At 32.6% G+C, this 25,236-nt stretch carries 20 protein-coding genes and 1 riboswitch; of the genes, 17 read left to right on the top strand and 3 right to left on the bottom strand.

Annotated features, from left to right (window positions below; translation table 11 throughout):
• Positions 1-3: 3 nt before the first annotated feature.
• Entirely contained in the window at positions 4-1,599 is a 1,596-nt protein-coding gene (locus FVF61_RS04145) for an MrcB family domain-containing protein (RefSeq protein WP_148453674.1), read from the bottom strand.
• Positions 1,600-1,815: 216 nt separating this feature from the next.
• Positions 1,816-3,069 carry a methionine adenosyltransferase gene (gene metK, locus FVF61_RS04140; protein WP_148453672.1) on the bottom strand — a complete coding sequence of 418 codons (1,254 nt, stop codon included), beginning with the start codon at positions 3,067-3,069 and terminating at the stop codon, positions 1,816-1,818.
• Positions 3,070-3,345: 276 nt separating this feature from the next.
• Positions 3,346-3,471: riboswitch (SAM riboswitch) on the top strand.
• 122 nt (positions 3,472-3,593) lie between these two features.
• Here metK and FVF61_RS04135 point away from each other — a divergent pair.
• The 7 genes from FVF61_RS04135 (at position 3,594) to FVF61_RS04105 (ending at position 12,982) form a co-directional block, all read left to right on the top strand.
• Complete coding sequence (locus tag FVF61_RS04135) at positions 3,594-4,769, top strand: trans-sulfuration enzyme family protein (RefSeq protein WP_148453670.1); 1,176 nt, start codon at positions 3,594-3,596, stop codon at positions 4,767-4,769.
• On the top strand, positions 4,756-5,838 hold the full coding sequence (locus FVF61_RS04130; protein WP_148453668.1) for a homoserine dehydrogenase family protein: 1,083 nt from the start codon (positions 4,756-4,758) through the stop codon (positions 5,836-5,838). The genes FVF61_RS04135 and FVF61_RS04130 overlap by 14 nt, the downstream gene beginning before the upstream one ends.
• 6 nt (positions 5,839-5,844) lie before the next feature.
• Positions 5,845-6,870 (top strand): homocysteine S-methyltransferase family protein, encoded by a 1,026-nt coding sequence (locus FVF61_RS04125; protein ID WP_148453666.1) that lies wholly within the window; start codon positions 5,845-5,847, stop codon positions 6,868-6,870.
• Between the two features lie 10 nt (positions 6,871-6,880).
• Positions 6,881-9,994 (top strand): vitamin B12 dependent-methionine synthase activation domain-containing protein, encoded by a 3,114-nt coding sequence (locus tag FVF61_RS04120; protein ID WP_148453664.1) that lies wholly within the window; start codon positions 6,881-6,883, stop codon positions 9,992-9,994.
• Positions 9,995-10,149: 155 nt separating this feature from the next.
• The gene (gene metF, locus FVF61_RS04115; RefSeq protein WP_148453662.1) at positions 10,150-11,106 is read left to right on the top strand and encodes a methylenetetrahydrofolate reductase [NAD(P)H]; all 957 of its coding nucleotides are present in this window, start codon (positions 10,150-10,152) and stop codon (positions 11,104-11,106) included.
• A gap of 34 nt (positions 11,107-11,140) precedes the next feature.
• Positions 11,141-12,232, top strand: a complete 1,092-nt coding sequence (locus FVF61_RS04110; RefSeq protein WP_148453660.1) for an acyloxyacyl hydrolase — start codon at positions 11,141-11,143, stop codon at positions 12,230-12,232.
• Between the two features lie 3 nt (positions 12,233-12,235).
• Positions 12,236-12,982: a head GIN domain-containing protein gene (locus FVF61_RS04105; RefSeq protein ID WP_148453658.1), complete on the top strand. Its 747-nt coding sequence runs from the start codon at positions 12,236-12,238 to the stop codon at positions 12,980-12,982.
• 1 nt (position 12,983) lies between these two features.
• Here the strand turns inward: FVF61_RS04105 and gldA are convergent, their stop codons facing one another.
• Complete coding sequence (gene gldA, locus FVF61_RS04100) at positions 12,984-13,880, bottom strand: gliding motility-associated ABC transporter ATP-binding subunit GldA (RefSeq protein ID WP_148453656.1); 897 nt, start codon at positions 13,878-13,880, stop codon at positions 12,984-12,986.
• Between the two features lie 276 nt (positions 13,881-14,156).
• Here gldA and FVF61_RS04095 point away from each other — a divergent pair, with 276 nt between their 5' ends.
• The 10 genes from FVF61_RS04095 (at position 14,157) to FVF61_RS04050 (ending at position 25,225) form a co-directional block, all read left to right on the top strand.
• Entirely contained in the window at positions 14,157-14,981 is an 825-nt protein-coding gene (locus FVF61_RS04095) for a prephenate dehydratase (RefSeq protein WP_148453654.1), read from the top strand.
• Positions 14,981-16,123, top strand: a complete 1,143-nt coding sequence (locus FVF61_RS04090; RefSeq protein ID WP_148453652.1) for a pyridoxal phosphate-dependent aminotransferase — start codon at positions 14,981-14,983, stop codon at positions 16,121-16,123. The genes FVF61_RS04095 and FVF61_RS04090 overlap by 1 nt, the downstream gene beginning before the upstream one ends.
• 4 nt (positions 16,124-16,127) lie before the next feature.
• Positions 16,128-16,979: a prephenate dehydrogenase gene (locus tag FVF61_RS04085; protein ID WP_148453651.1), complete on the top strand. Its 852-nt coding sequence runs from the start codon at positions 16,128-16,130 to the stop codon at positions 16,977-16,979.
• Positions 16,980-16,989: 10 nt separating this feature from the next.
• A complete protein-coding gene (locus FVF61_RS04080) occupies positions 16,990-18,072 on the top strand; it encodes a bifunctional 3-deoxy-7-phosphoheptulonate synthase/chorismate mutase type II (RefSeq protein ID WP_148453649.1) in 1,083 nt (360 codons plus the stop codon).
• Positions 18,073-18,143: 71 nt separating this feature from the next.
• Complete coding sequence (rsgA, locus tag FVF61_RS04075; protein WP_148453647.1) at positions 18,144-19,091, top strand: ribosome small subunit-dependent GTPase A; 948 nt, start codon at positions 18,144-18,146, stop codon at positions 19,089-19,091.
• A gap of 106 nt (positions 19,092-19,197) precedes the next feature.
• Positions 19,198-19,650: a D-aminoacyl-tRNA deacylase gene (gene dtd, locus FVF61_RS04070; protein ID WP_148453645.1), complete on the top strand. Its 453-nt coding sequence runs from the start codon at positions 19,198-19,200 to the stop codon at positions 19,648-19,650.
• 75 nt (positions 19,651-19,725) lie between these two features.
• Positions 19,726-21,627: a DUF3857 domain-containing protein gene (locus tag FVF61_RS04065; protein ID WP_233586686.1), complete on the top strand. Its 1,902-nt coding sequence runs from the start codon at positions 19,726-19,728 to the stop codon at positions 21,625-21,627.
• 7 nt (positions 21,628-21,634) lie between these two features.
• The gene (locus tag FVF61_RS04060) at positions 21,635-23,662 is read left to right on the top strand and encodes a DUF3858 domain-containing protein (protein ID WP_148453643.1); all 2,028 of its coding nucleotides are present in this window, start codon (positions 21,635-21,637) and stop codon (positions 23,660-23,662) included.
• A gap of 2 nt (positions 23,663-23,664) precedes the next feature.
• Entirely contained in the window at positions 23,665-23,991 is a 327-nt protein-coding gene (locus FVF61_RS04055; protein WP_148453641.1) for a nucleotide pyrophosphohydrolase, read from the top strand.
• 4 nt (positions 23,992-23,995) lie between these two features.
• Positions 23,996-25,225, top strand: a complete 1,230-nt coding sequence (locus FVF61_RS04050) for a 3-phosphoshikimate 1-carboxyvinyltransferase (RefSeq protein WP_148453639.1) — start codon at positions 23,996-23,998, stop codon at positions 25,223-25,225.
• Positions 25,226-25,236 lie beyond the last annotated feature (11 nt).

Here is a 25,236-nt window from a genome sequence, read left to right as displayed (position 1 = left end):
TACTTAAGCTTCTGCATAACTTGCAAATCCATTATCTATAGCTCCTTTATACATTCTTGCAATTTTCTCTAAAGACAAAGGATACAACACTTCTTCGTTTGTAAAATCGAAGTCTTCTTTCCTAAACTTATCTAAGACAGTTTTACTATCCTTAACACAGAAACCACCTAAAGTTTCCAGAATAGGAGCCAGTTTTCTTCTTGAACCATGAAGCTTTGGAAGTAACTTTTGCATGATGGCAATATCTATCTTCTCAGAAGATCTTAATTCATTGTTTAAAGTGCTTAATTGATTAATCAATCTCAGAATTTCAGTAGCACTTCTATATCCAAACTCGGCTCCCGTTTTTTGTAATTCACCAAAGAAGTTAAGAAGTGTTTTATTAATTTCATCTCTGTCATTAGTAGTGAAAGATTTATTAGTTGATAGAGTAATAAAGTCTTGAGCCATATTTGCTCCTTTCCCTAGCAACGCTTTCATGTTGAGAATATTTGCAGCAGCAAGGAAGCCTTTCATTTCGTTATGATTAATACGAAACTCTATAGTATTTGCTCTATCTAAAACTTTTGGACTAAACATATTTGTTGTTTCGTCAATATTTACCGTACCTATAATAAACAGGTTTGATGGTACTTTAAGTTTTGAAGGAACGCCATTTTCCACAGTACCTTCAGCAAAAAGAGGGATTTCTTCATTCGATTCCATAACACTAAGAAAATCTGCAAAATACCTTTCTACATGGCTCAAATTCATTTCGTCTAATATCAGAAAATGAGGCAATTCAGGATTTGAATTTGCTTGCATTATCAAGTCGATTACACCATTATCTGGCTTTACATACTCTTCAGGTTTTAAAGCATTAGGATATCCTAACAAAGGTTCTCGATTGGTCCAATCTGCACCTACTGGAATAATGCGATACTGATTTTCTTCTTGACAAATCCATTGCACAAAAGCTTGTGCCAACTTAGTTTTTCCAGAACCAGAAAGCCCTGTTAAAATGACAAATGGTTTTGTTAATAGGGAACTGATAAAACGAGTAATGAGTTTGTCACTATAAAGCAACCCTGATTTTTTGCAATCTTGTATAAATTCTAAAACAGAAAAAGCTACTGAATTCTTCATGACAGGTTTTACATTTCTTAGACTTTTAATTTTGGCGTGTTTATATTGTTCAATTATTTGTTCTAAATCTTGTTCAATCAAGTTTTTATTTAATGATTCTAATAGGTTGTAGACTTTAAATACGAATGACGTTCCATATCTATCAGGTTTTTGATTGTAGTTTTTTATGAAATACTCATTTATTGTTTTTTTATTTTTAATATCCCATTCCATTTCAGGTTCATTAGTTTCACTAACTCCATATGCTAGAATAAGAATGTCAAATTCTTTATAATAAAGATAAACGGGGTAAATACCTTTACTAGTTGTATTTGGTTCTATTAAAAAAGAGATCCAAGGAATTCTTGCTATGTTTCCTTGACCAAAACTAACTTTTACTTTAGTTCCTAAATATTCAGATAAAAAATGCTTTGTTTTTAAATTTTCAGTTTTTGCTTGAGTCAAAAACTTATTTAATTGATTAAAATATCCCATTAATAAAAAATTTTATTAGCCAATTAGAACTAGTATTTAAGTGTACAAAATAGGAATAATATTTATTGTCTCATAATATGAGTGCAAAAACAATTATATAGTTTAAGGGATACGGAAAGGAAACAAGATTGCCCTATTTTTTTAGCACAAACCCAAATCAAAAAAGCTCCATAAGGGATGTTATGGAGCTTTTAATATGATATAAAAAACTATAAATTATAACCCAAAAGCCGTTTTTACTTTATCTACATAATCCAGTTTTTCCCAAGTAAATAATTCCACATCCAATGTTACGGATTCGCCATTTAATTGGTCGAAGGTTTTAGTAATGGTTTCGTTTTGTCTTCCCATGTGACCATAGGCAGCTGTTTCGCTATACATAGGCTGGCGAAGTTTTAAACGCTCTTCTATGGCAGCTGGGCGCATGTCGAAAATTTCAGAGACTTTTTTGGCAATCTCGCCATCAGTCATGTTAAACGGACAGGTACCATAGGTATCTACAAATATTCCCATAGGTTCTACCACACCAATGGCGTAACTTACCTGTACCAATACTTCTTCGCAAACGCCTGCAGCTACTAAGTTTTTTGCAATATGTCTGGTAGCATAGGCAGCACTTCTATCTACTTTAGAAGGATCTTTTCCAGAGAAAGCACCACCACCATGAGCGCCTTTTCCACCATAGGTGTCTACAATAATTTTACGGCCTGTTAACCCTGTATCTCCATGAGGTCCACCAATCACGAATTTTCCTGTTGGATTGATATGGTATTTAATGCTATCGGTAAATAAGGCTTGTAAGTTTTCTGGTAATTTGGCAACTACTCTAGGGATTAAAATCTCTATAATATCTTTTCTAATTTTTGCCAGCATGGCAACTTCATTATCGAAATCGTCGTGCTGTGTAGAAATTACAATGGCATCTATGCGTTGTGGTACATTATCGTCGCTATATTCTATAGTTACCTGACTTTTAGAATCTGGACGTAAGTAGGTGATGTCTTTGTTTTCTCTTCTTAAAGCCGCTAATTCAATAAGCATTCTGTGTGCTAAATCTAAAGCCAAAGGCATGTAATTTTCGGTTTCGCTGGTAGCATAGCCAAACATCATTCCTTGATCTCCAGCACCTTGCTCTTCTTTACTGGTGCGATCTACACCGCGACTGATGTCTTCGGACTGTTCATGGATTGCAGAAAATACACCGCACGAGCTACCGTCAAACATATAGGCACCTTTTGTGTAGCCAATTTTATTAATAGTATCACGTGCAATTTTCTGAACGTCTAAATAGGTGTTCGATTTTACCTCGCCAGCCAATACCACTTGTCCTGTGGTCACTAAGGTTTCGCAAGCTACTTTTGATTCGGGATCAAAAGCTAAAAAGTTATCGATTAAAGCATCGCTAATTTGGTCTGCTACTTTGTCTGGATGTCCTTCAGAAACACTTTCAGAAGTAAATAAATAAGACATATACTAGTTTTTTTAATTTATAAATTATGAAAAAAAAGTGATTGCATTAATTGCTAGAGGAGTAGACTGTTACTGCTTTAGCATTTTTGTTTCTGCTGAAATTTTTTCAGCATGAGAGGTTGCAATCAGACAAATTTTTCCTCTTAATATTTGAAATGCAAATGTAAAAAAATTAAATGGATGGCAAGTTAATTTCAAATTTTAATCACAAATAATTTGGAATTTAACTTTTTGTGTTGCAATATTTGTGCTCACAAAGTTCAAAAACTTACTGAAATGTTATCAAGAAAGGTGGAGGGATTAGACCCTATGAAGCCTTAGCAACCCTTAGTTCTATACTATGAAGGTGCTACATTCTACTTAATGTTCGATTCATTTATCGAATTATTGGATAGATAACTTAAACGAAATTACTCATCTGTGATTTCAATTTTCTTTTTAACATTTTTCTATTAGGTACGCTTCTAAGGAGGCTTATTTGACTTTTGGTTTAATCTATTAATTAACTCAAAAAAACTAGAAAAATGAGTGCAACAAACATTATCCATTCCATTCCAAGCGATCCATTAACAGGCGCTATTTCGGTACCAGTGTACCAAACATCCACCTTTATTCAGGAAGCTCCTGGAGTAAACAAAGGCTTCGATTATGCACGAAGCAACAACCCAACCAGAAAAGTTTTAGAAGACGTGGTAGCACAACTTGAAGGAGGTCATTCTGGTTTTGCTTTTGCAACAGGTTTAGCAGCAATCGATTCTGTTTTAAAATTATTATCTGCTGGCGACGAGATTATTGCTGTAGATGATATCTATGGAGGAGCTTACCGTTTATTTACGCATGTTTATGAAAAACTAGGGATTAAAGTTCACTATTTAGATACAACAGATGCTGAAAATGTTGCTAACAAAATTAGTAGCAAAACTAAATTGGTTTGGATTGAATCTCCAACAAATCCTACGTTAAAAGTGTCTGATATTCAAGAGATATCTAAAATTGCAAAAAGTGTGAATGCGCTTTTAGTGGTTGATAACACGTTTGCGAGTCCAATTGCCCAAAAACCCATTTCACTTGGTGCAGATATTATCATCCATAGTGGTACCAAATATATTGGAGGACATTCCGATTTGGTTGCAGGTTTGGTGGTGGCGAAAACCCAGGAATTATCAGAGAAAATCAAATTTATACAAAATGCTTCTGGTGGTATTTTAGGACCATGGGACTGCTTTTTAACCATTCGAGGAATTGAAACCTTAGAACTTCGATATAAAAAACAATGCGACAATGCCTTTGCTGTGGCTGCTTTTTTAGTAAATCATGAAGCAGTAAAGGATGTGTATTTCCCAGGTTTAGTTTCACATAAAAATCATGAGATTGCAAAGCGTCAACAAAACGGTTTGTTTGGTGGTATTGTGTCGTTTACACTTAAAGAGGATACACAAGAAGCCGCCAATCAATTTGTAACAAACACCCATTATTTTAAACTTGCTGAAAGTCTTGGAGGTGTCAAAAGTTTGTTGTGTCATCCACCACAAATGACGCATGCATCGATTCCTCGTGAAAAACGTTTGCAGTCAGGGATTAAAGATTCGTTGATTCGATTGTCTTGTGGGATTGAAGATTCTCAAGATTTAATACATGATTTAAGTCAGGCTTTTAAAGCCATTAATAAAACTAAAGAAGCAGGTTATGTCAAACAGTAAGACCCTACATGTGGTTATTTTTGGAATAGGGAATGTAGGTAGCACCTTAATTAATCAAATTCAAGCTGCCAAAACTCAATTGCAATTGCAACAGCAATTAAACATTCAAATTCCAGTAGTTACAAATTCGAAGTTGGCTTTTTATAATGAATTTGGATTAGCAAATTCTTGGCAATGCGATTTTGAAAATGCTTCCATACCTTATAAAATTGAAGACATTTTAGCTTTTGTAAAAAAGCATCATTTTCAAAATTTAGTAGCTATTGATGCAACTGCATGTAAAAATTTTGTTCAGAATTATATACCATTAATTGAAAACGGATTCCATATAGTATCGGCAAATAAGGTTGCCAACACTTTAAGTTTTGAATTTTATGAACAACTAAGACTGACTTTAAAAAAACACCAAAAGTCATTTTTATATGAAACCAATGTTGGTGCAGGATTACCTGTGATAGAAACCATAAAGCGATTGTATGATTCTGGCGAACAAATACAGAGAATTCGTGGTGTTTTTTCAGGTTCCTTAAGTTATATCTTTAATGAATTCTCTTCTGAAAGTGTGTCCTTTTCTGATATTTTAAAGCAAGCATCACATTTGGGCTTAACAGAGCCAGATGCTCGAGAAGATTTATCAGGAAATGATGTGGCTAGGAAACTATTAATTTTGGCCAGAGAGCTTCGAATAAAAACAGAGTTACACGATGTTTTAGTTGAATCTTTGGTGCCAAAAAAGCTCAATGGGAAAACAACAGTTCATCAATTTAAAAGTAGAAGCAAGGAATTGGATCTTCCATTTCAAAAGCGAAAACAAAACCTTTTAGAAAATCAGGTATTGCGTTATGTTGGCGAATTAGATGTGGTTAATAAAAAGTTAGAAGTGAAGCTTATTTCAGAAGAGAAAAACTCTGCTATTGGACAGTTAAAAGGAGCAGATTCGGTTTTTGAGATTTATTCGGAATCTTATCAAGAATTTCCGTTGGTGATACAAGGAGCTGGAGCCGGAAAAAGCGTCACTGCTAGAGGTTTGTTTTCAGATATTGTAAAACTGTCAAATAGTTTAAATTAAAAAATTATGAGTGACATAAAGGAAGAAATACAAAAGCGCATTTTAGTTCTCGATGGTGCTATGGGAACCATGTTGCAGCGCTATAAATTTACAGAAGAAGATTTTAGAGGCGAACGTTTTAAAGATTATCCAACATCGTTGAAAGGAAATAACGATTTGTTATCGCTCACACAACCTGAAGCTATTGCAGAAGTGCACCGTTTGTATTTTGAAGCCGGTGCAGATATTGTAGAAACCAATACCTTTTCAGGAACTACTATAGCCATGGCAGATTACAATATGGAAAATTTGGTCTACGAACTCAATTATGAATCTGCTAAAATTGCCAAAAAAGTAGCCAATGAATTCTCCAAAGCAAATCCAGAAAAACCACGATTTGTTGCTGGAAGTATTGGTCCAACAAATAAAACAGCTAGCTTATCGCCAGATGTTAATAGGCCGGAATTTCGAGCCATTACATTCGACGAATTAAGAATTGCCTACAAACAGCAAGTTGAAGCTTTAATAGATGGAGGTGTAGATGTGCTTTTGGTTGAAACTATTTTTGATACCCTAAATGCGAAAGCTTGTTTATTTGCCATTGAAGAAGTAAAAGAAGAGCGCCTCATTGATATTCCAATAATGGTATCTGGAACTATTACAGATGCTTCAGGAAGAACCTTATCTGGGCAAACAGTTGAAGCTTTTTTAACTTCTATTTCGCATATTCCATTATTAAGTGTTGGGTTTAATTGTGCTCTTGGAGCAGAACAATTGCAACCTTATTTACAGCGTTTATCTAACGAAACAGAGTTTTTTACATCAGCACATCCAAATGCAGGATTACCAAATGCCTTTGGAGAATATGATCAATCTCCTAAAGAGATGCAGCAATTTATTGAAGACTATCTAAAAGATGGACTTATTAATATTATTGGTGGCTGTTGTGGTACAAATCCAGAGCATATAAAAGCGATTGCTGAGGTGGCTAAAAAGTATAAACCTAGAAAGAGCCCATCCCTAAATCCCTTCCCAATAGGAAGGGACTTTTAAAGTTATAATTATGAATAAACACCAAAGATATTTAACATTGTCTGGTTTAGAGCCTTTAGTTGTAACACCAGAAAGTAATTTTATTAATGTAGGTGAGAGAACCAATGTAACTGGATCTCGTAAATTTTTACGTTTAATAAAAGACGAAAAATATAACGAAGCTTTAGAAGTAGCAAGACATCAGGTGGATGGTGGAGCTCAGATTCTAGATGTGAATATGGACGAAGGGATGCTGGATGGGGTTTATGCCATGACGAAATTCTTGAATTTAATTGCTTCCGAACCAGATATTTCTCGAATTCCTATCATGATAGATAGCTCTAAATGGGAGATTATTGAAGCAGGATTGAAAGTGGTTCAAGGGAAATCGGTTGTAAATTCTATCAGTCTAAAAGAAGGTGAAGAAGCCTTTATTCATCATGCAAAATTGGTAAAGCGTTATGGAGCAGCTGTTATTGTTATGGCATTTGATGAGGAAGGTCAAGCAGATACTTTAGAACGTAGGATAGAAATTTGTAAACGTTCTTATGATATTTTGGTCAATAAAGTGAAATTTCCAGCACAAGACATTATTTTCGATCCTAATATTTTTCCTGTAGCTACAGGAATGGAAGAACACAGAAAAAATGCCATGGATTTTTTCAATGCAGCCAAATGGATCAGAGAAAATTTACCTTATGCGAATGTTTCAGGAGGCGTTAGCAACGTGTCTTTTTCATTTCGAGGAAACGATACGGTTCGCGAAGCGATGCATGCCTCTTTTTTATATCATGCCATTCAACACGGAATGAATTTAGGCATTGTCAATCCTGCCATGTTGGAGGTGTACGACGAAATTGATAAGGAATTATTAGAGTTAGTTGAAGATGTGTTTTTTGATAGAAGAGAAGATGCCACAGAACGTTTGCTAGATTATGCTGAAACAGTAAAAGGAAATAAAAAAGATGTTGAAGTTGCCGTTTTAGAGTGGCGAAAAGAACCCCTACAAGACCGTATCACACATGCCTTAGTAAAAGGGATTGATACTTTTATAATTGAAGATGTTGAGGAAGCACGTTTAGCTTCTGAGAAACCTATTGAAGTTATTGAAGGTCATTTAATGATTGGAATGAATGTGGTAGGTGATTTGTTTGGTAGCGGAAAAATGTTCTTACCACAGGTGGTTAAATCGGCTAGAGTTATGAAAAAAGCTGTGGCTTATTTGCAACCATTAATTGAAGAGGCAAAAAAAGCCCCTAAATCCCCAAAGGGGACTTTTCACTGGAAAACTGCAGATCCATTGCTATATGATTTGTTAAAGAATTATGCTAAAAAAATGCGTAATCAACCTACAGAAGCTGAAGCGCTGCTTTGGGATTTGTTAAGTGGTAAAAAACTTGAAGGATATAAGTTTAGAAGACAACATATTATTGGAAGTTATATTGCAGATTTTATTTGTCTGAAGAAAAATTTAATCATTGAAATAGATGGTTCCATTCATCAATTACCAGAAAATAAAACATCAGATGAAGAAAGAACCAAATGGTTGGAAAATGAAGGTTATAGAGTTGTTCGTTTTACAAATAATGAAGTGCTTTCAAATCTTGATTTTGTTTTAGAACGTATAAAGATTGAGTTGGAAGTTTCTCCTTTGGTGACGGAAGAAGCTAGATATGCAGGAAAAATTTTAATGGCAACAGTAAAAGGCGATGTGCATGATATTGGAAAAAATATTGTAAGTGTTGTTTTAGGTTGTAACAATTATGAGATAGTCGATTTAGGTGTTATGGTGCCTCCAGAAAAAATCATAGAAATGGCCATCAAAGAGAAAGTTGATATTATTGGATTAAGTGGTTTGATTACACCTTCATTAGATGAAATGGCTTATGTTTCCAAAGAAATGGAAAAGAAGAATTTGGATATTCCGTTAATTGTAGGTGGAGCCACAACTTCAAGAGCCCATACGTCTGTTAAGATTGCTCCAAACTATAATCATACTGTGGTTCATATTAATGATGCTTCGAGAGCAGTAACCGTTGTTGGAAATTTGCTTCAGAAAGACAATAAAGTATTCAAAGAACAAATTAGAGAAGAGTACAATGCCTTTAGAGAGCAGTTTTTAAAACGTACTAAGAAAAAAGTATACCTGACAATTGAAGAGGCAAGAAAAAATAAATTTCAAATAGATTGGAATGCGTCTGAAATTGTAAAACCAAAACAATTAGGGACTCAGATTATAGAAGATTTTGATTTAAGAAAACTTGAAGAATATATCGATTGGAGTCCATTTTTTAGAAGCTGGGATTTACATGGTAAATATCCAAATATATTGGAAGATGATGTTGTTGGAGAACAAGCTAAAGAGCTGTTTAAAGATGCTAAAGTTTTACTCAATCGTATTTTCAATGAAAAACTCCTGAGAGCTAAAGCTGTTTTCGGTCTATTCTCTGCAAATACTGTTAATGATGACGATATTGAAGTTTCAGTTGAAAACTGTCATGATGAGCTTGTCAAAGCATCTCAAAAAAGCAAATTTAAATTTCTTACCCTTCGTCAGCAATCTAAGAAAGCATCAGGAAAACCAAATTTAGCTTTAGCCGATTTTATTGCTCCCAAAGACACAGGGAAGCAAGATTATATAGGTTGTTTCTGTGTTTCAACTGGTTTTGGAACTGAAGCATTAGCAAAAGAATTTGAAAAAAATCATGACGATTATAACGCCATCATGATAAAAGCCCTCGCAGACCGTTTAGCTGAAGCCTTTGCCGAATATTTACACAAAGAAGTAAGAACTAATTATTGGAATTATGCTCAAAATGAAACATTAACTAATGAAGATTTAATTAAAGAAAACTATAAAGGCATTCGTCCAGCTCCTGGTTATCCTGCATGTCCAGATCATTTAGAGAAAAAGACCATTTGGAAATTATTAGCTGTAAAAGAAAATATAGGAGTTGAATTAACTGAAAGTTTAGCTATGTGGCCAGCAGCAAGTGTTAGTGGCTACTATTTTGCCAGTCCTGAAGCTAAATATTTCGGACTCGGAAAAATAAAAGAAGATCAGGTAAAAGATTATGCTAAACGTAGAAGTATTTCTGAAGTTGAAGCTGAAAAGTGGTTGAATCCTAACCTAAGCCTATCCTAGCCTTCCCAAAGAGAAGGCACAAAATGAACATGGTTTTGTAGCTGGTTAAAGTTATCAGTAAATGGACAAATTGTAAATAGAAAATATTGCTAGTTAAATACAGTATCAGAATTTAAAAAAATAAAAAGTCCTCCTATGGAGGATTTAGGAGGCCTATGAAAGTAACAGAACACATAAAAAAAGCAAATGGAAATACACAATTTTCATTTGAGATTTTACCACCTTTAAAAGGACAACACATCCAATCTGTTTTTGATAGTATTGACCCTTTAATGGAATTTAAACCTCCATTTATTGATGTTACCTATCATCGAGAAGAATATGTTTATAAAGAACTTGAAAACGGATTGCTGCAAAAAAAGGTAGTTAAAAAACGTCCAGGAACGGTTGGAATTTGTGCAGCTATTCAAAACAAATATCATGTAGATGCTATTCCGCATATTTTATGTGGTGGATTTACAAGAGAAGACACAGAAAATTTCTTGATTGATTTAGATTTTTTAGGAATCAATAATGTTATGGCTTTACGTGGCGATGCTGTAAAAACAGAAACTTATTTTAGAGCAGAAAAAGAAGGTCACAACTATGCAAGTGAGTTGGTAACACAAATTTCAGAGTTAAATAGTGGAAGTTATTTAGATGAAGAACTTCTTAATACTTCAGCCACCAATTTTTGTGTCGGTGTAGCTGCTTATCCAGAAAAACATATGGAAGCACCAAGTTTGGATAGTGATATACATTTCTTGAAAAAGAAAATTAAAAATGGTGCAGAATATATTGTTACTCAAATGTTTTTCGACAATCAGAAGTTTTTCGATTTTGTAAAAAAATGCAGAAAAGAGGGTATAACTGTTCCTATTATTCCTGGTTTAAAACCTATAGCAACGAAAAAACAACTAAACTTAATTCCACATCGTTTTCATGTAGATTTACCAGAAGAATTAATACTTGAAGTGGTAAAATGCAAAGACAATAATCAAGTAAGACAATTAGGAATTGAGTGGTGTATTGAGCAATCTAAAGAGCTTCAAAAAGCAGGAATTCCAGTTCTCCATTACTATTCTATGGGAAAAAGTGATAATATAAAAGCCATAGCATCGCAGGTATTTTAAATATTCTGCTATTTTTGCTTCACAAATTAAATAAATGAGGCAATTATTAACCTGCTTGTTGTGTCTGTATTTTGGTTTTGTTTTTTCACAAGAAAAGCAAAACAAATCCTATTTCGATGTAAATTATTTTACAGGTAATATTGCCTTGCATAATGACGACATACTTCATTTAATAAAAGGGCATCCAGAAGGTGTTATTTTAAGTTGGAACAAAAAAACGTTTGGTGAAAAAGATTGGGAACAGCGTTATGGTTATCCAGATTGGGGTGTTTCTTTTGCATACCAAGATTTAAAGAATGAAGTTTTAGGAGATAATTATTCGCTATATGCACATTATAATTTTTACTTTATAAAACGTCATTTGATGTTACGTATTGGTCAAGGATTGGCTTACAATACAAATCCATACGATAAAGTAGATAATCATAAAAACGTAGCTTTTGGAACGTCTATTTTAAGTGCCACCTATTTAATGATTAATTATAAAAAAGAACGATTGTTTGATAGATTTGGAATTCAAGCTGGTTTGTCATTACTACATTATTCTAATGCCAATATAAAAGCGCCAAACACCAGTGTAAATTCCATAGCTTTTAATATTGGTGTAACTTATAATTTAGATGAGGAAAACCCAGAATATATTAAGACAGTTACCAAAGAAAAATTCACACAACCTATTAAATATAACTTAGTTTTTAGAAGTGGAATAAATGAAAGCGATGTTGTTGGAAGTGGTCAATATCCATTTTACATACTTTCGGCTTATGCAGATAAACGTCTGGCTCGAAAAAGTGCAGTACAATTAGGTGCAGATGTTTTCTTTTCTATGTTTTTAAAAGAACTTATTTATTACAAATCGGTGTCTTTTCCTGAAGAAGATGTCTCAGGAGATGAAGATTATAAACGTGTTGGTGTTTTTGCTGGGCACGAATTATTTATCAATAAAATGTCTTTAATAACACAAATAGGCTATTATGTTTATTACCCATATGATTTTGAAGGAAGAACTTATCTTAGAATTGGGATGAAACGTTATTTTGGCGAAAAAATATTTGGAGCGATTACTTTAAAATCTCATGGAGCTAAAGCTGAAGCTGTTGAGTTTGGTGTTGGAATAAGATTATAAAATATGAAAAAAATACTTTACATATTAGTTTTTGCAGTTTTATTTTCTTGTGATAGCGAGGACGCCATTGATTGTTTCCAGAAATCAGGAAATATAATTCAACAAGAGGTTGTAGTTGAACCATTTGAAAAAATTCTTGTCAACAGAAACATAGAATTGATTTTAAAAGAAGCACCAGAATTTCATGTTTTAATTGAAACTGGAGAAAATTTAATGAATGATGTTGAAGTAGAAGTGGTTAACAACCAATTAAGATTAACAGATAACAACCATTGTAATTATGTTAGAGATTACGAACCAACAAAAGTATATGTTTCTGCTCCCAATATTACAGATATTAGAAGCTCGACACAATTTGATATTTCATCAGATGGCGTTTTAAGCTATAACAATTTAAAATTGTTTTCTGAAGATTCTAATTATACAGGAACAATTACTGTTGGAGACTTTAGATTGCAAGTGAATACGAATATCTTAAGAATAACAGCTAATAATATCTCTTCTTTTTATATCTCTGGACAAACAAATAATTTAATTGTTGGTTTTTACTCTGGAGTTGGTCGTTTTGAAGGGGCTAACCTAGAAGCTCAAGAAGTAGAAATTTACCATAGAGGAAGCAATGATATGATTGTAAATCCGCAACTATCATTAACAGGAGAATTACGAGGCACAGGAGATTTAATTTCAAAAAACAATCCACCCATAGTAGAGGTTGAACAGTTTTATACTGGAGAACTTATTTTTGATTAATTTAATTGTTTGTCAAATCCCTAAACAGACTCTCTAAACTCGCGTTTTTCTGATTTAATTGAAGAATTTTTAATTGATTATCATGCGCAAAATCAAATACATGAGAACGCATATCTTCAGCAGTAGAAAAGGTTATTTCATAAACAAAATCATGCGTGTTCAAAACATGTTTTACTTTAGGAAGTTTCATTAAAAATGCATCTTCCACACGATAATCAAATTCCACAATAACAATTTGTTCTTGTCCTTCACGAAGCTCTTTTAGTTTTTTGTCTGCCACTATTTCACCATTATTGATAATAATTACTCGGTCGCACATAGCTTCAACTTCTTGCATGATATGTGTAGAAAGAAAAACGGTTTTTTCTTTCCCAATATTCTTAATCAAATTTCTAATGTCTACCAATTGGTTTGGGTCTAAACCTGTAGTTGGCTCATCTAAAATTAAAACATCTGGATTGTGTAATAAGGCATTGGCCAAGCCAACACGTTGTCTATATCCTTTAGATAGCTGTCCAATTTTTTTATGAGCTTCTGGAGTTAAACCTGTAAGTTGAATCACTTCTTCAATTCGGTTTTTATCCACAGCATACACTTGCGCATTAAAAGCTAAATATTCTCTAACATATTGTTCTAAGTACAATGGATTGTGTTCTGGCAAATACCCTACACTTTGTTGTACCTTTTGTTTATTAGTTATAACATCAAAGTTGTTTACTTTAGCTAGACCATCTGAAGCATTAATATATGTAGTTAGAATTTTCATCATGGTCGATTTTCCTGCGCCATTTGGTCCTAAGAAACCAACGATTTCTGGTTTGTTAACCTTAAATGATACATTATTCAACGCTTTTTGTGACCCGTAAATTTTTGTGATGTTCTCTACTTCTATAGACATAAAATGCTTAGTTTTTTTGTAAAAATAACTAATTCATAAATGTTTTCTATTAAAAAATTGCCTTTACGTTTTGTTTTTTCATTTTATTAGCTACTTTAGCAATCTGAATATGAAAGCAACATTAAATTTTGCATATTACAACTGGCATTATTTCTTTTTTAATAAAAGAAACGAGACCCTGTACATGTAATTTTTAATTAATAATACACGTTTAAAAAGTCTCGATATATATCGAGACTTTTTTTTTGTAATGAATTTTAAATTAGAATAAACGTTTTGATAAAAACAGTAGCTATACAAGGTGTTAAAGGATCGTTTCATCATATTGTGTCTCAGCAATATTTTGGAGACCAAATAATTGTAAAAGATTGTTTGACTTTTGATGAGGCAGTACATAGCCTGATTACAGGGAAAACAGATGCAGTTGTTATGGCTTTAGAGAACTCAATTGCTGGATCTATCATTCCAAATTATGCATTGATTGATCATCATAATTTGCATATAGTTGGAGAGCATTATTTAGATGTGCAACATCATTTAATGGCTTTACCAAATCAATCTATAGACGATATTTTTGAGGTATACTCGCATCCAATGGCCTTATTGCAATGCAAAGAATTCTTTAGAAAGCATTCACGTATCAAACTCATAGAAGATAAAGATACAGCTGAAGTTGCGCAACGTATTCAAAATAAAAGTTTAAAAGGAGTTGCAGCAATTGCCAGTAAATTAGCTTCAGAAATATTTGAATTGAACATTATTTCTGAAAGCATTCAAACCATAAAACATAACGAAACAAGATTTGTAATTGTTAAAAGAGAAAATCACGAAATCCCAGAAGAAGAAATTAACAAAGCATCCATAAAATTTGAATTAGAGCATAAAAGAGGCAGTTTGGCAACTTTACTCAATGTTATGAGCGATTGTAAATTAAATTTAACTAAAATACAATCTTTACCAAAAATTGAAACCCCTTGGAAATATGCCTTTTTTGTTGATGTTACTTTTAATGATTATGAAGATTATAAAAAGGCTAAATCTATTATAGAAATTATGTCAGAAGCATTTAAAATATTAGGTGAATATAAAAACACAAAATAATGATTGAAGCAGCAAATAGATTGCAAACCATTGAAGAATACTACTTTTCGAGGAAACTTAGGGAAGTTAGATTGTTAGAAGCTAATGGTAAACCAATCATAAATTTAGGGATTGGTAGTCCAGATTTACAGCCTCCACAAAGTGTCATTACAGCTTTAAATAATAGTTTAACTGATGCTCAGGCTAACCAATACCAAAGTTATCAAGGTTTGCCTGAATTGCGCGAAGCTATTGTTAGTTTTTATAGAGACCAGTTTCAAGTGTATTTAAGCCCAACTACAGAGGTGTTACCACTTATGGGAAGTAAAGAAGGGATTATGCATATTTCTATGGCTTTTTTAAATCCAGGAGATCAGGTGCTTATTCCAAATCCAGGATATCCCACTTATGCATCGGTTACAAATTTGGTTGGAGCCGAACCTGTTTTTTATGATTTAAGCGAAGCTATTAGCTGGTTACCAGATATAGAAAAATTGGAAGAACAAGATTTGTCTAAAGTGAAAATCATGTGGATTAATTATCCACACATGCCAACAGGAGCTGTTGCAACCGAAGCTTTTTTTACACGTTTGGTTGCATTTGCCAAAAGACATCATATTTTAATTGTTAACGATAATCCTTATGGATTTATTTTGAATGATATTCCTCTAAGTATTTTAAGTATTCCTGGAGCGAAAGATGTTTGTTTAGAACTTAATTCTTTAAGTAAAACATTTAATATGTCTGGTTGGAGAGTAGGCATGGTATTAGGAAAATCAGACTATATAAATCATGTTTTAAAGGTAAAAAGCAATATGGATTCTGGTATGTTTTATGGTATACAAAAAGGAGCCATTGAAGCTCTAAAGTGTTCCAAATTATGGTATGTAAGTTTAAATAATGTGTATGAAGAAAGACGAAAATTAATCTGGAAATTAGCAGATAGTTTAAACTGTACGTATGATAGAAATGCTTCAGGATTGTTTGTTTGGGCTAAAATTCCACCCTTTTTAAAATCGGAAGAATTTATCGATTTATTATTAAAAGAGCATGAAATTTTTATAGCTCCAGGAACTATTTTTGGAGGTCAAGGTGAAGGGTATGTTAGGTTTTCACTTTGTGCATCAACAGATATCATAGAAGAAGCTATCGCAAGAATTTAATAAAATGAAACATATATACATTATAGGAGTTGGGTTAATTGGAGGAAGCATCTCTAAAGATATTAAGAAATTAAATCCTGAAATCACCATTCATGGAATCGATAAGAATGACTCACATTTAGAAGAGGCAATATCTTTAAATTTAATTGATGAAAAAGCAACTTTTGAAGATTTATATAAAGCCGATTTAGTTATCGTTTCTATTCCAGTGGATGCTACCGAAATCTTATTGCCAAGCATTTTAGATAACGTATCGGATGATGCGTTAGTTATTGATTCTGGATCGACTAAAGCTAGTATTTGTAAAGCTGTTGAAAATCACCCGAAAAGACGAAATTTTTTAGCAACGCATCCCATAGCAGGAACCGAATTTTCAGGACCAAAAGCAGCCATAGAAGGCTTGTTTGAAAACAAAACAAATATCATTTGTGAAGTAGAAAAAACAGCTTTTAAATTGCATGAACGCGCTTTAACTATTTTCAAAATTATGGGTATGAATATACGCTATATGAATCCGGAAGCACACGATAAACACATAGCATATGTATCGCATTTATCTCATATAAGTGCCTTTATGCTTGGAAAAACTGTAATTGAAAAAGAAAAAAACGAACGTGATATTTTCGATTTGGCTGGAAGTGGATTTGCTTCAACCGTTAGATTGGCAAAAAGTTCCCCAAATATGTGGACACCTATTTTTAAGCAGAATAAAACAAATGTCATAGAAACCTTAGATGAGTATATAAGCAATCTAACTAAATTTAAAGAGTATATGGAAGCAGATAAATTTGATGATATTTTTAATGACATGGAAAACATAAATCATATTAAAGATATTTTAAACGGAATAGCATAAAGAAAAGATTATGGAAAATAAAAAAGAATTAAGAAACTGGTTAAATGCATTCAATTTAGAACATCCTTTAGTGATTGCTGGACCTTGTAGTGCAGAAACAGAAGAACAAGTTTTAACCATTGCACATCAATTAAAAGAAAGTGATGCTACTGTTTTAAGAGCAGGCATTTGGAAACCAAGAACACGACCAGGAAATTTTGAAGGCGTAGGAGCTTTGGGTTTAAAATGGTTGCAAAAGGCCAAACAAGAAACAGGACTATTAATTTCTACTGAAGTTGCCAATGCCAACCATGTGGATTTAGCCTTGCAACACGATGTGGATGTTTTATGGATTGGAGCCAGAACAACTGTTAGTCCGTTTATAGTTCAAGAAATTGCTGAAGCCTTAAAAGGAACTGATAAAATTGTTTTGGTAAAAAATCCTGTGAATCCAGATTTAGCTCTTTGGTTAGGTGCTGTTGAAAGACTTCATACATCAGGAATAGAGAACTTAGGAGTTATTCATAGAGGGTTTTCAACCTATGAAAAAACCAGATATAGAAATAATCCGGAATGGCAATTGCCAATCGATTTGCAAAATAGGTTTCCAGATTTACCACTTATTTTAGATCCTTCGCACATAGCTGGACGTAGAGATATTATTTTCGATTTATGCCAAACAGCTCTTGATTTAAATTACGATGGGTTGATGGTGGAAACCCATCATAATCCAGATAAGGCTTGGAGTGATGCGTCTCAACAAATTACACCTGAAACGCTAATTCAATACACTAAAGATTTACGAATTAGAAAAGAAATAGGCGAAGCAGCAGAATTTCAAAACAAAATAAACACGTTTCGTACACAAATAGATGTTATTGATCATCAATTAATTGAAATGATGGGGAAACGTATGAAAGTTGCAGATGATATTGGATCGCTTAAAAAATCTCATAATGTGGCCGTTTTACAGACTAAAAGATGGAATGAAATATTAGGAAAAATGATTCTTCAAGGGGAAGAGAAAAACCTAAGCGAAGAATTTATTTTAAGAGTTTTTAAAGCCATTCATCAAGAATCTATCAATCATCAAGAAAAGATTATTAATAGTTAAATGTAAATAGATGAGGTCATTATTTACGAATCTCTTTTTAAATATAAATTAATAGTGGCATCTTTGTAGTAATGACAGGAATCGTATATAAATCTACTGGAAGTTGGTACACTGTAAAAACAGATTTTGGTGCTACTTATCAATGCCGAATCAAAGGAAAGTTCCGAATACAAGGTATTAAAAGCACCAATCCTATTGCTGTTGGCGATCGAGTAGATTTCGATTTAGATACAACCAATAATGAAGAAACCGTAGGTATTGTAACACATATACACGATAGGAAAAATTACATTGTTAGAAAGTCAGTAAATCTTTCAAAGCAAACTCACATTATTGCTTCAAACATCGATCAGGTTTTTTTGTTGATTACTATTGATAACCCACCAACTTTTACAAGTTTTATAGACAGGTTTTTAGTAACAGCTGAGGCCTATTCTATTAAAACCATTTTACTATTTAATAAAATAGATACCTATAACGAAGAGACCCTTAATGAAGTGAAGTATCTAGCTCATATTTATAGAAAAATAGGCTATGAATGTATAGGTATTTCGGCAACTACGGGAAAAAATATTGATAAAGTAAAAGCTTTGATGCAAGATAAGGTAAGCATGTTTGCTGGCCACTCTGGTGTTGGAAAATCAACTTTAGTAAATGCTATAGAACCGGAATTAGATTTAAAAACCAAAGCTATTTCCAGTCAGCACATGCAAGGACAACACACAACTACTTTTGCCGAAATGTTCGATTTAAGTTTTGGTGCCAAAATTATTGATACACCTGGAATAAAAGGTTTTGGGGTTGTAGATATGGATAAAGCTGAAGTTGGCGATTACTTTCCTGAATTTTTTAAACTTAAACAAGACTGTAAGTTTAACAATTGCATACATGTAGACGAACCTAAATGTGCTGTAAAGGAAGCTTTAGATCAAGACGAGATTGCTTTTTCGCGCTATAGAAGTTACATTCAAATTCTTGAAGGGGAAGATGAGCATTATAGAACTGATAATTGGGAATAAGCCCCATTGTCCTTCGGACATTTCCCCAAAGGGGAAAATATTAAATAATATTTATTGTGGTAGATTACAAATTAAAATAAAATCCTATTTAGAAATCTAGATACTTATGAAAGCCGTCATTCAAAGAGTAATAAAAGCAAGTGTGACTATTAAAGGGAAACAAGTTGCTTCCATATCAAATGGTTTACTTGTTCTACTTGGTATTATTGATGAAGACACTACTGAAGATATTGTATGGTTATCCAATAAAATTGCAAATCTCAGAATTTTTAATGATAACAATGGCGTAATGAATCAATCGTTAATTGATGTTCATGGAGATGCTATTGTTGTTAGTCAATTTACACTGCATGCAAATACCAAAAAAGGGAACAGACCAAGTTATATAAAAGCTGCCAAACCAGAAATTGCCATTCCACTTTATGAAGCTTTTATAAAACAATTGGAGCTGGATATAGGGAAGTCAGTTCAAACAGGAGAATTTGGAGCAGATATGAAAGTAGCACTTATAAACGATGGACCTGTAACGATTATTATTGATACTAAAAATAAAGAATAAGTCAATTAAATTTAATTAGAGCTTTGTTTTTTCAGAATTAAGTCTATTTTTGAGATAGAGAAAAGAAGTACCTACATGAATAAAATAATACTTTTAGTACTCTCCTCACTAATTTATACACAAATAGCAGCACAGGATGAACATTTATTTCAAGTAAATTCCATCCCTTTAGAACTTAGAATAAAATCAAATGCCGTTGTTAGGTTTAACAATGTTCATATTGAAGTTCTAGCCTACAACAAATTTGTATTTACCAATAAAAGAATCATCACAGTTTTTAACAAAGAAGGGGATTATAAAATTGGCGCTTATCAGCATTACGACGAAAATATTAACATTCTAGATCTTGAAGTACGAGTTTACAATTCGCATGGAAAAGAAATTAAGAAGATTAAAAAGAACGATTTTAAAGATGTAAGCGCTGTTCCTGGTGGTACTCTGTATTCAGATAGTCGCGTAAAGTATTTAGATTACACACCTATTAATTATCCTTACACCATTTTATTTGAAACTAAAGTTGTTTATCATTCCACAGCCTTTATACCTAGCTGGAGGCCCATTGAAGGGTTCTATATTAGTACTGAAAATGCGGAATATAAAATTTCTAATTCGTCTGGAATTCCTATTAAAATAAAGACTTCAAATTTTGAAGATTTCAATATTGAAAAACTTAGTGATTTTCATTTTAAAGCCAATCATTTAAAATCTATAGAACCAGAAGCATTCAGTCCTGATTTCAAAACATTTGCTCCTTATTTAAAAGCAGCATTAACAGAATTTGATATGGAAGGCGTTAAAGGCGTTAATAACGATTGGGTGGATTTTGGATTATGGATGAACAACAGCTTGATAAACGGAACACAAGAACTACCTCAACATGTAAAAAACACCATTAAACAACTTACTGCAACTGCCAATACTGATATGGAAAAAGCTAAGATTGTTTATGAGTATATGCAGAATAAAACACGTTATATAAGTGTGCAAGTTGGCATTGGAGGCTGGAAGCCTATGGATGCACAAGATGTAGACAGGCTTGCTTATGGCGATTGTAAAGCCTTAACAAATTATACACAAGCCTTATTAAAAGAGGTAGGAGTAGCTTCATATTATACCATAATTTACGGGGATAATAAATTATTAGATATAGATAAAGATTTTTCAGCTACACAAGGCAATCATGCCATTTTATGTTTGCCAAATAATGAAGATTATGTCTGGTTAGAATGCACAAGTAAAACTAGTCCATTTGGTTATACGGCTAATTTTACTGACGATAGAGATGCTTTAATTATAACACCAGAAGGTGGAAAAATAGTTCGTACTAAAATTTATTCTGCCGAAGAAAATTTACAAGAAATAGATGCCAATATTTTTTTAGATGAAACAGGAAATATTTTAGCAGATATTAAAATACAATCTAAAGGATCTCAGTATGGAGACCATGAAGGCATACAAAACACGACTTTAAAAGAACAGGAATTATACTATAAAGATGATTTCTGGGATGATTTAAACAATTTGGAAATTCTTAATATGAGTTTCAATAACAATAAAGATAGTATTGTTTTTACTGAAGATGTCAAAGTTAAAATACCTAAATACAGCTCTAAAGCAGGAGATAGGTTGTTGTTTCAACCCAACGTGTTTAATAAATTAACAATGACTCCTACTAGGTATACCCATAGAAAATTACCTTTTGTTATTGAACGTGGATTTACAGATATTGACACTTATCAAATTAATATTTCCAACATATTAAAAGTAGAAGCAATTATGGAGCCTGTATCAATACAAAACAAATTTGGTTCATATACTTTAAGTATAACTGAAGTGAACAATATAATTACATATAAACGTGAATTAATATTAAACAAAGGTTCTTACACAAAAGAAGACTATCAAGAATTTAGAGATTTTTGTTTAAGTATTAAAAAGCACGACAACTCCAAAATAGTATTTAATTCTAAAACCTAACTAACCTATGAAAACTGCCCTTTTTTTAGCATGTGTGTTTACAATGCAAGTATCCATTGCCCAAGATTATAAATTTGGAAAAATAAGTAAGGAAGAACTTCAGGAAACATCAGACCCTACAGATCCAGAAGCAAATGCAACTGTATTATACAGAAGCCAAGAAATTAAATTTGAATATATTGAAAGTAAAGGATTTGTACAGAAAAATGATATTCATGAACGCATAAAAATATATAATAAAGACGGCTTTGATCAAGCAACCAAAGTAATAAAACTTTATAATGAATCTAATGAATTAGAAGAAAGTTTAACAGGATTTAAAGCATATACATATAATTTAGAAGGGAATAAAATAATAGATGATAAATTAAAAAGCGATGGTATTTTTGAAGAAGAAACTAATAGATATTGGTTGTATACTAAATTCACCATGCCAAATATTAAAGAAGGTTGTGTTATTGAATATAAATATACAATTGAATCAGAACTAATTAGAATAGATGATATTGAGTTTCAACAAGAAATACCTATTAGAAAATTGGACTTTAAAATGGTAACTCCAGAGTTTTATAACTATAAAAAATATCCAAATGTTAGAGCGTTATATTACCCTTCTCTCAAAGAAACATATAATCAGAAAACAGTTTCTTTATCAGGGGAAAAGCAAACTTCAATTGAACATTTTAGTGGTAGAAGAGAAGCTCGTTCAGACTTCAGTAGAAATGAATGGAACTATAGAGAAAACATTATTACGTCTAATTTAGATAATGTCCCAGCATTGAAAAGTGAAACACATGTGTCAAATATAGATAACTATAGAGCAGTTATGAAAATGGATTTAAGCTTTATCAAGTACCCTGACCAAATGCCTAAAAATTACGCAACCAATTGGGAAGAAGTAACCAAAACCATTTACGATAGTAACGATTTTGGAGAACAGTTAAAAAAATCAGGCTATTATGGAGACGATTTAAATATAGCCATTTCTGGTGCTACAGACCCAATAGAGCAAACTTATAATATTTTTAACTTTGTTAAAACCAAAGTAGAGTGGAATGGACTTCATGGTTATTATACAGATTTAGGTGCTAGACAAGCGTATAAGCAAGGCGCTGGCAACATAGCAGACATTAATTTAATTTTAACTGCCATGTTACGTGAAGCTGGACTAGATGCAAACCCAGTGTTAATTAGTACTAAAGATAATGGTGTGCCATTATTTCCTACCAGAAGTGGTTTTAACTACGTTATTTGTGCAGTTAACACAGCTCAAGGCATGATACTTTTAGATGCTTCTAAAAGTTATACAAGTTTAAATGTTTTACCAGTTAAAGTATTGAATTGGCAAGGACGTTTAATACGAAGAGATGGTAGTTCAGACTGGATTAATTTATCTGTTCAAGAGCCTTCTAAGGAAATAGTTTCTTTAAATATTAAACTTAATGCAGATTTATCAGCAACAGGAAAAGTTAGAAATCAATACACAGACTATAGTGCATTAAACTACAGAAATACCTTTGAAAGTTATTCTAAAGACGATCTGGTTAAAGAAATAGAATCTGAAAATGGTTTGTTACAAGTATCAAATATTGAAGTAGAAGATATGAATGTTCCTATAAAACCTGTACTTTTATCTTATGAATATGACTTAGAAGAAGCTTTAGAAAAAATTGGAGATTCTTATTATTTTTCGCCATTGCTATTTTTAAAAATTAAAGAGTCACCTTTTAAACTGCAATCAAGAAAATACCCTATAGATTTAGATTTTCCTACTTCAAGAAAGTATATGGTAAATATTATGTTGCCTGAAGGGTTTCAAGTTGAATCTTTGCCAGAAAACGAAAAATTACAGTTTAATAATACTGAAGGAGAGTTTACATATTTAATAAGAGAGAATGGCTCGATGTTGCAATTGGTAATTACGTTAGATTTAAATAATACCTTAATTTTACCAGCAAATTATGAGCAGTTTAAACAGTTTTTTGAATTATTAGTAAACAAACAAGCTGAAAAAATTGTTCTTAAAAAAGTGTAAGAATGGATATAAAAAACTCACAATTAATAGTTGATACTTGGATTAAAGAGCATGGCGTTCGTTATTTTAACGAATTGACAAACATGGCTCAATTAACTGAAGAAGTAGGAGAAGTTGCCAGAATTATTGCCAGACGTTATGGCGAACAAAGCGAAAAGGAAAGCGATAAAGACAAAGATTTAGGCGAAGAATTAGCCGATGTGGTTTTTGTGGTTTTATGTCTTGCCAACCAAACAGGAATTGATTTGCAAGCATCCTTCGACAAGAAAATGGACAAAAAAACCAAACGCGATCACGATAGGCATCACAACAACGAAAAGCTAAAATAGGTTCATGAATTTAAAACTTGAACAATCAACAATCAACAATCAACAATCTAAAATCCAGATATCAGGTTCTAAAAGCGAATCTAATAGGATTTTATTGTTACAGGCTTTTTATCCAAAGATTGAGATAGAGAATTTGTCAAATTCTGATGATTCGCAAGTGATGTCTGAAGCATTAACAACTTCATCACATATTATCGATGTGCATCATGCTGGAACAGCTATGCGCTTTTTAACAGCGTATTTTTCTATTCAAAATGGAAGAGAGGTTGTTTTAACTGGTTCAGATAGAATGAAAGAGCGTCCTATAAAAATCTTGGTCGATGCGCTTAGAACTCTTGGAGCAGATATACGCTATATGGAATCTGAGGGTTTTCCACCTTTAAAAATAAACGGAAAAAGCTTGACTCAAAATAAGGTCACTTTAAAAGCGAATGTTAGCAGTCAGTATATTTCAGCTTTATTACTAATTGCTCCTAAATTAGAAAACGGACTTGAACTTACTTTAGAAGGAAAAATAACATCAGTTCCTTATATTCATATGACTCTAAGTTTACTTAAAGAGGTAGGTATTGAAACTTCTTTTATAGAAAATATTATTAAAGTGTCTCCTAAATCATCCATTAGCAATCAAAAATTAATCATCGAATCAGATTGGTCATCTTCCTCTTATTTTTATAGTATTTTGGCTTTAAGTGAGGTTGGGACAAAAATCACTTTGTCATCATACAAAGAACATTCCTTACAAGGAGATTCTGTATTAGCTAAAATTTATCAGCAGTTTGGCGTAACAACAACGTTTTTTAACAATCGTATTAAAATTCAGAAAAGGGCAAATATCAATCAAAAGACTTTCATAGAAATAGACTTGTCAAATGCTCCAGACATTGCCCAAACTATAGCAGTAACCTGTTTTGCATTAGGATTAGAATGTTATTTAAAAGGACTTCATACATTAAAAATTAAAGAGACCAATAGACTTTTAGCGCTTAAAATTGAAATTGAAAAATTAGGAGGTGAAGTTTCTATTACAGAAGACAGTTTGTCTTTAAAAGCCTCAAAAGTAATAAAAAGTCAAGTGGCCATAGACACCTATAACGACCATAGAATGGCTATGGCATTTGCACCATTAGCACTTAGAACCTCACTTATAATCAACGCTGCCGAAGTAGTATCAAAATCGTATCCAGGTTTTTGGACAGATTTAAAAAACATCGGATTTCAGATATCTGAATAATAATTGCTTAA

It is taken from the genome of Xanthomarina maritima (assembly GCF_008084905.1).
GTDB lineage: Bacteria > Bacteroidota > Bacteroidia > Flavobacteriales > Flavobacteriaceae > Xanthomarina > Xanthomarina maritima.
Note: the sequence above shows the minus strand (reverse complement) of the source record. Positions and strands in the feature narration are given on the sequence as shown.

What these genes read in the sequence shown, in the direction of transcription:
- FVF61_RS04145 (WP_148453674.1), bottom strand. Translation starts at nt 1,599, where the DNA reads ATGGGATATTTTAATCAATTAAATAAGTTTTTGACTCAAGCAAAAACT.
- metK (WP_148453672.1), bottom strand. Translation starts at nt 3,069, where the DNA reads ATGTCTTATTTATTTACTTCTGAAAGTGTTTCTGAAGGACATCCAGAC.
- FVF61_RS04135 (WP_148453670.1), top strand. Translation starts at nt 3,594, where the DNA reads ATGAGTGCAACAAACATTATCCATTCCATTCCAAGCGATCCATTAACA.
- FVF61_RS04130 (WP_148453668.1), top strand. Translation starts at nt 4,756, where the DNA reads ATGTCAAACAGTAAGACCCTACATGTGGTTATTTTTGGAATAGGGAAT.
- FVF61_RS04125 (WP_148453666.1), top strand. Translation starts at nt 5,845, where the DNA reads ATGAGTGACATAAAGGAAGAAATACAAAAGCGCATTTTAGTTCTCGAT.
- FVF61_RS04120 (WP_148453664.1), top strand. Translation starts at nt 6,881, where the DNA reads ATGAATAAACACCAAAGATATTTAACATTGTCTGGTTTAGAGCCTTTA.
- metF (WP_148453662.1), top strand. Translation starts at nt 10,150, where the DNA reads ATGAAAGTAACAGAACACATAAAAAAAGCAAATGGAAATACACAATTT.
- FVF61_RS04110 (WP_148453660.1), top strand. Translation starts at nt 11,141, where the DNA reads ATGAGGCAATTATTAACCTGCTTGTTGTGTCTGTATTTTGGTTTTGTT.
- FVF61_RS04105 (WP_148453658.1), top strand. Translation starts at nt 12,236, where the DNA reads ATGAAAAAAATACTTTACATATTAGTTTTTGCAGTTTTATTTTCTTGT.
- gldA (WP_148453656.1), bottom strand. Translation starts at nt 13,880, where the DNA reads ATGTCTATAGAAGTAGAGAACATCACAAAAATTTACGGGTCACAAAAA.
- FVF61_RS04090 (WP_148453652.1), top strand. Translation starts at nt 14,981, where the DNA reads ATGATTGAAGCAGCAAATAGATTGCAAACCATTGAAGAATACTACTTT.
- FVF61_RS04085 (WP_148453651.1), top strand. Translation starts at nt 16,128, where the DNA reads ATGAAACATATATACATTATAGGAGTTGGGTTAATTGGAGGAAGCATC.
- FVF61_RS04080 (WP_148453649.1), top strand. Translation starts at nt 16,990, where the DNA reads ATGGAAAATAAAAAAGAATTAAGAAACTGGTTAAATGCATTCAATTTA.
- rsgA (WP_148453647.1), top strand. Translation starts at nt 18,144, where the DNA reads ATGACAGGAATCGTATATAAATCTACTGGAAGTTGGTACACTGTAAAA.
- dtd (WP_148453645.1), top strand. Translation starts at nt 19,198, where the DNA reads ATGAAAGCCGTCATTCAAAGAGTAATAAAAGCAAGTGTGACTATTAAA.
- FVF61_RS04065 (WP_233586686.1), top strand. Translation starts at nt 19,726, where the DNA reads ATGAATAAAATAATACTTTTAGTACTCTCCTCACTAATTTATACACAA.
- FVF61_RS04060 (WP_148453643.1), top strand. Translation starts at nt 21,635, where the DNA reads ATGAAAACTGCCCTTTTTTTAGCATGTGTGTTTACAATGCAAGTATCC.
- FVF61_RS04055 (WP_148453641.1), top strand. Translation starts at nt 23,665, where the DNA reads ATGGATATAAAAAACTCACAATTAATAGTTGATACTTGGATTAAAGAG.
- FVF61_RS04050 (WP_148453639.1), top strand. Translation starts at nt 23,996, where the DNA reads ATGAATTTAAAACTTGAACAATCAACAATCAACAATCAACAATCTAAA.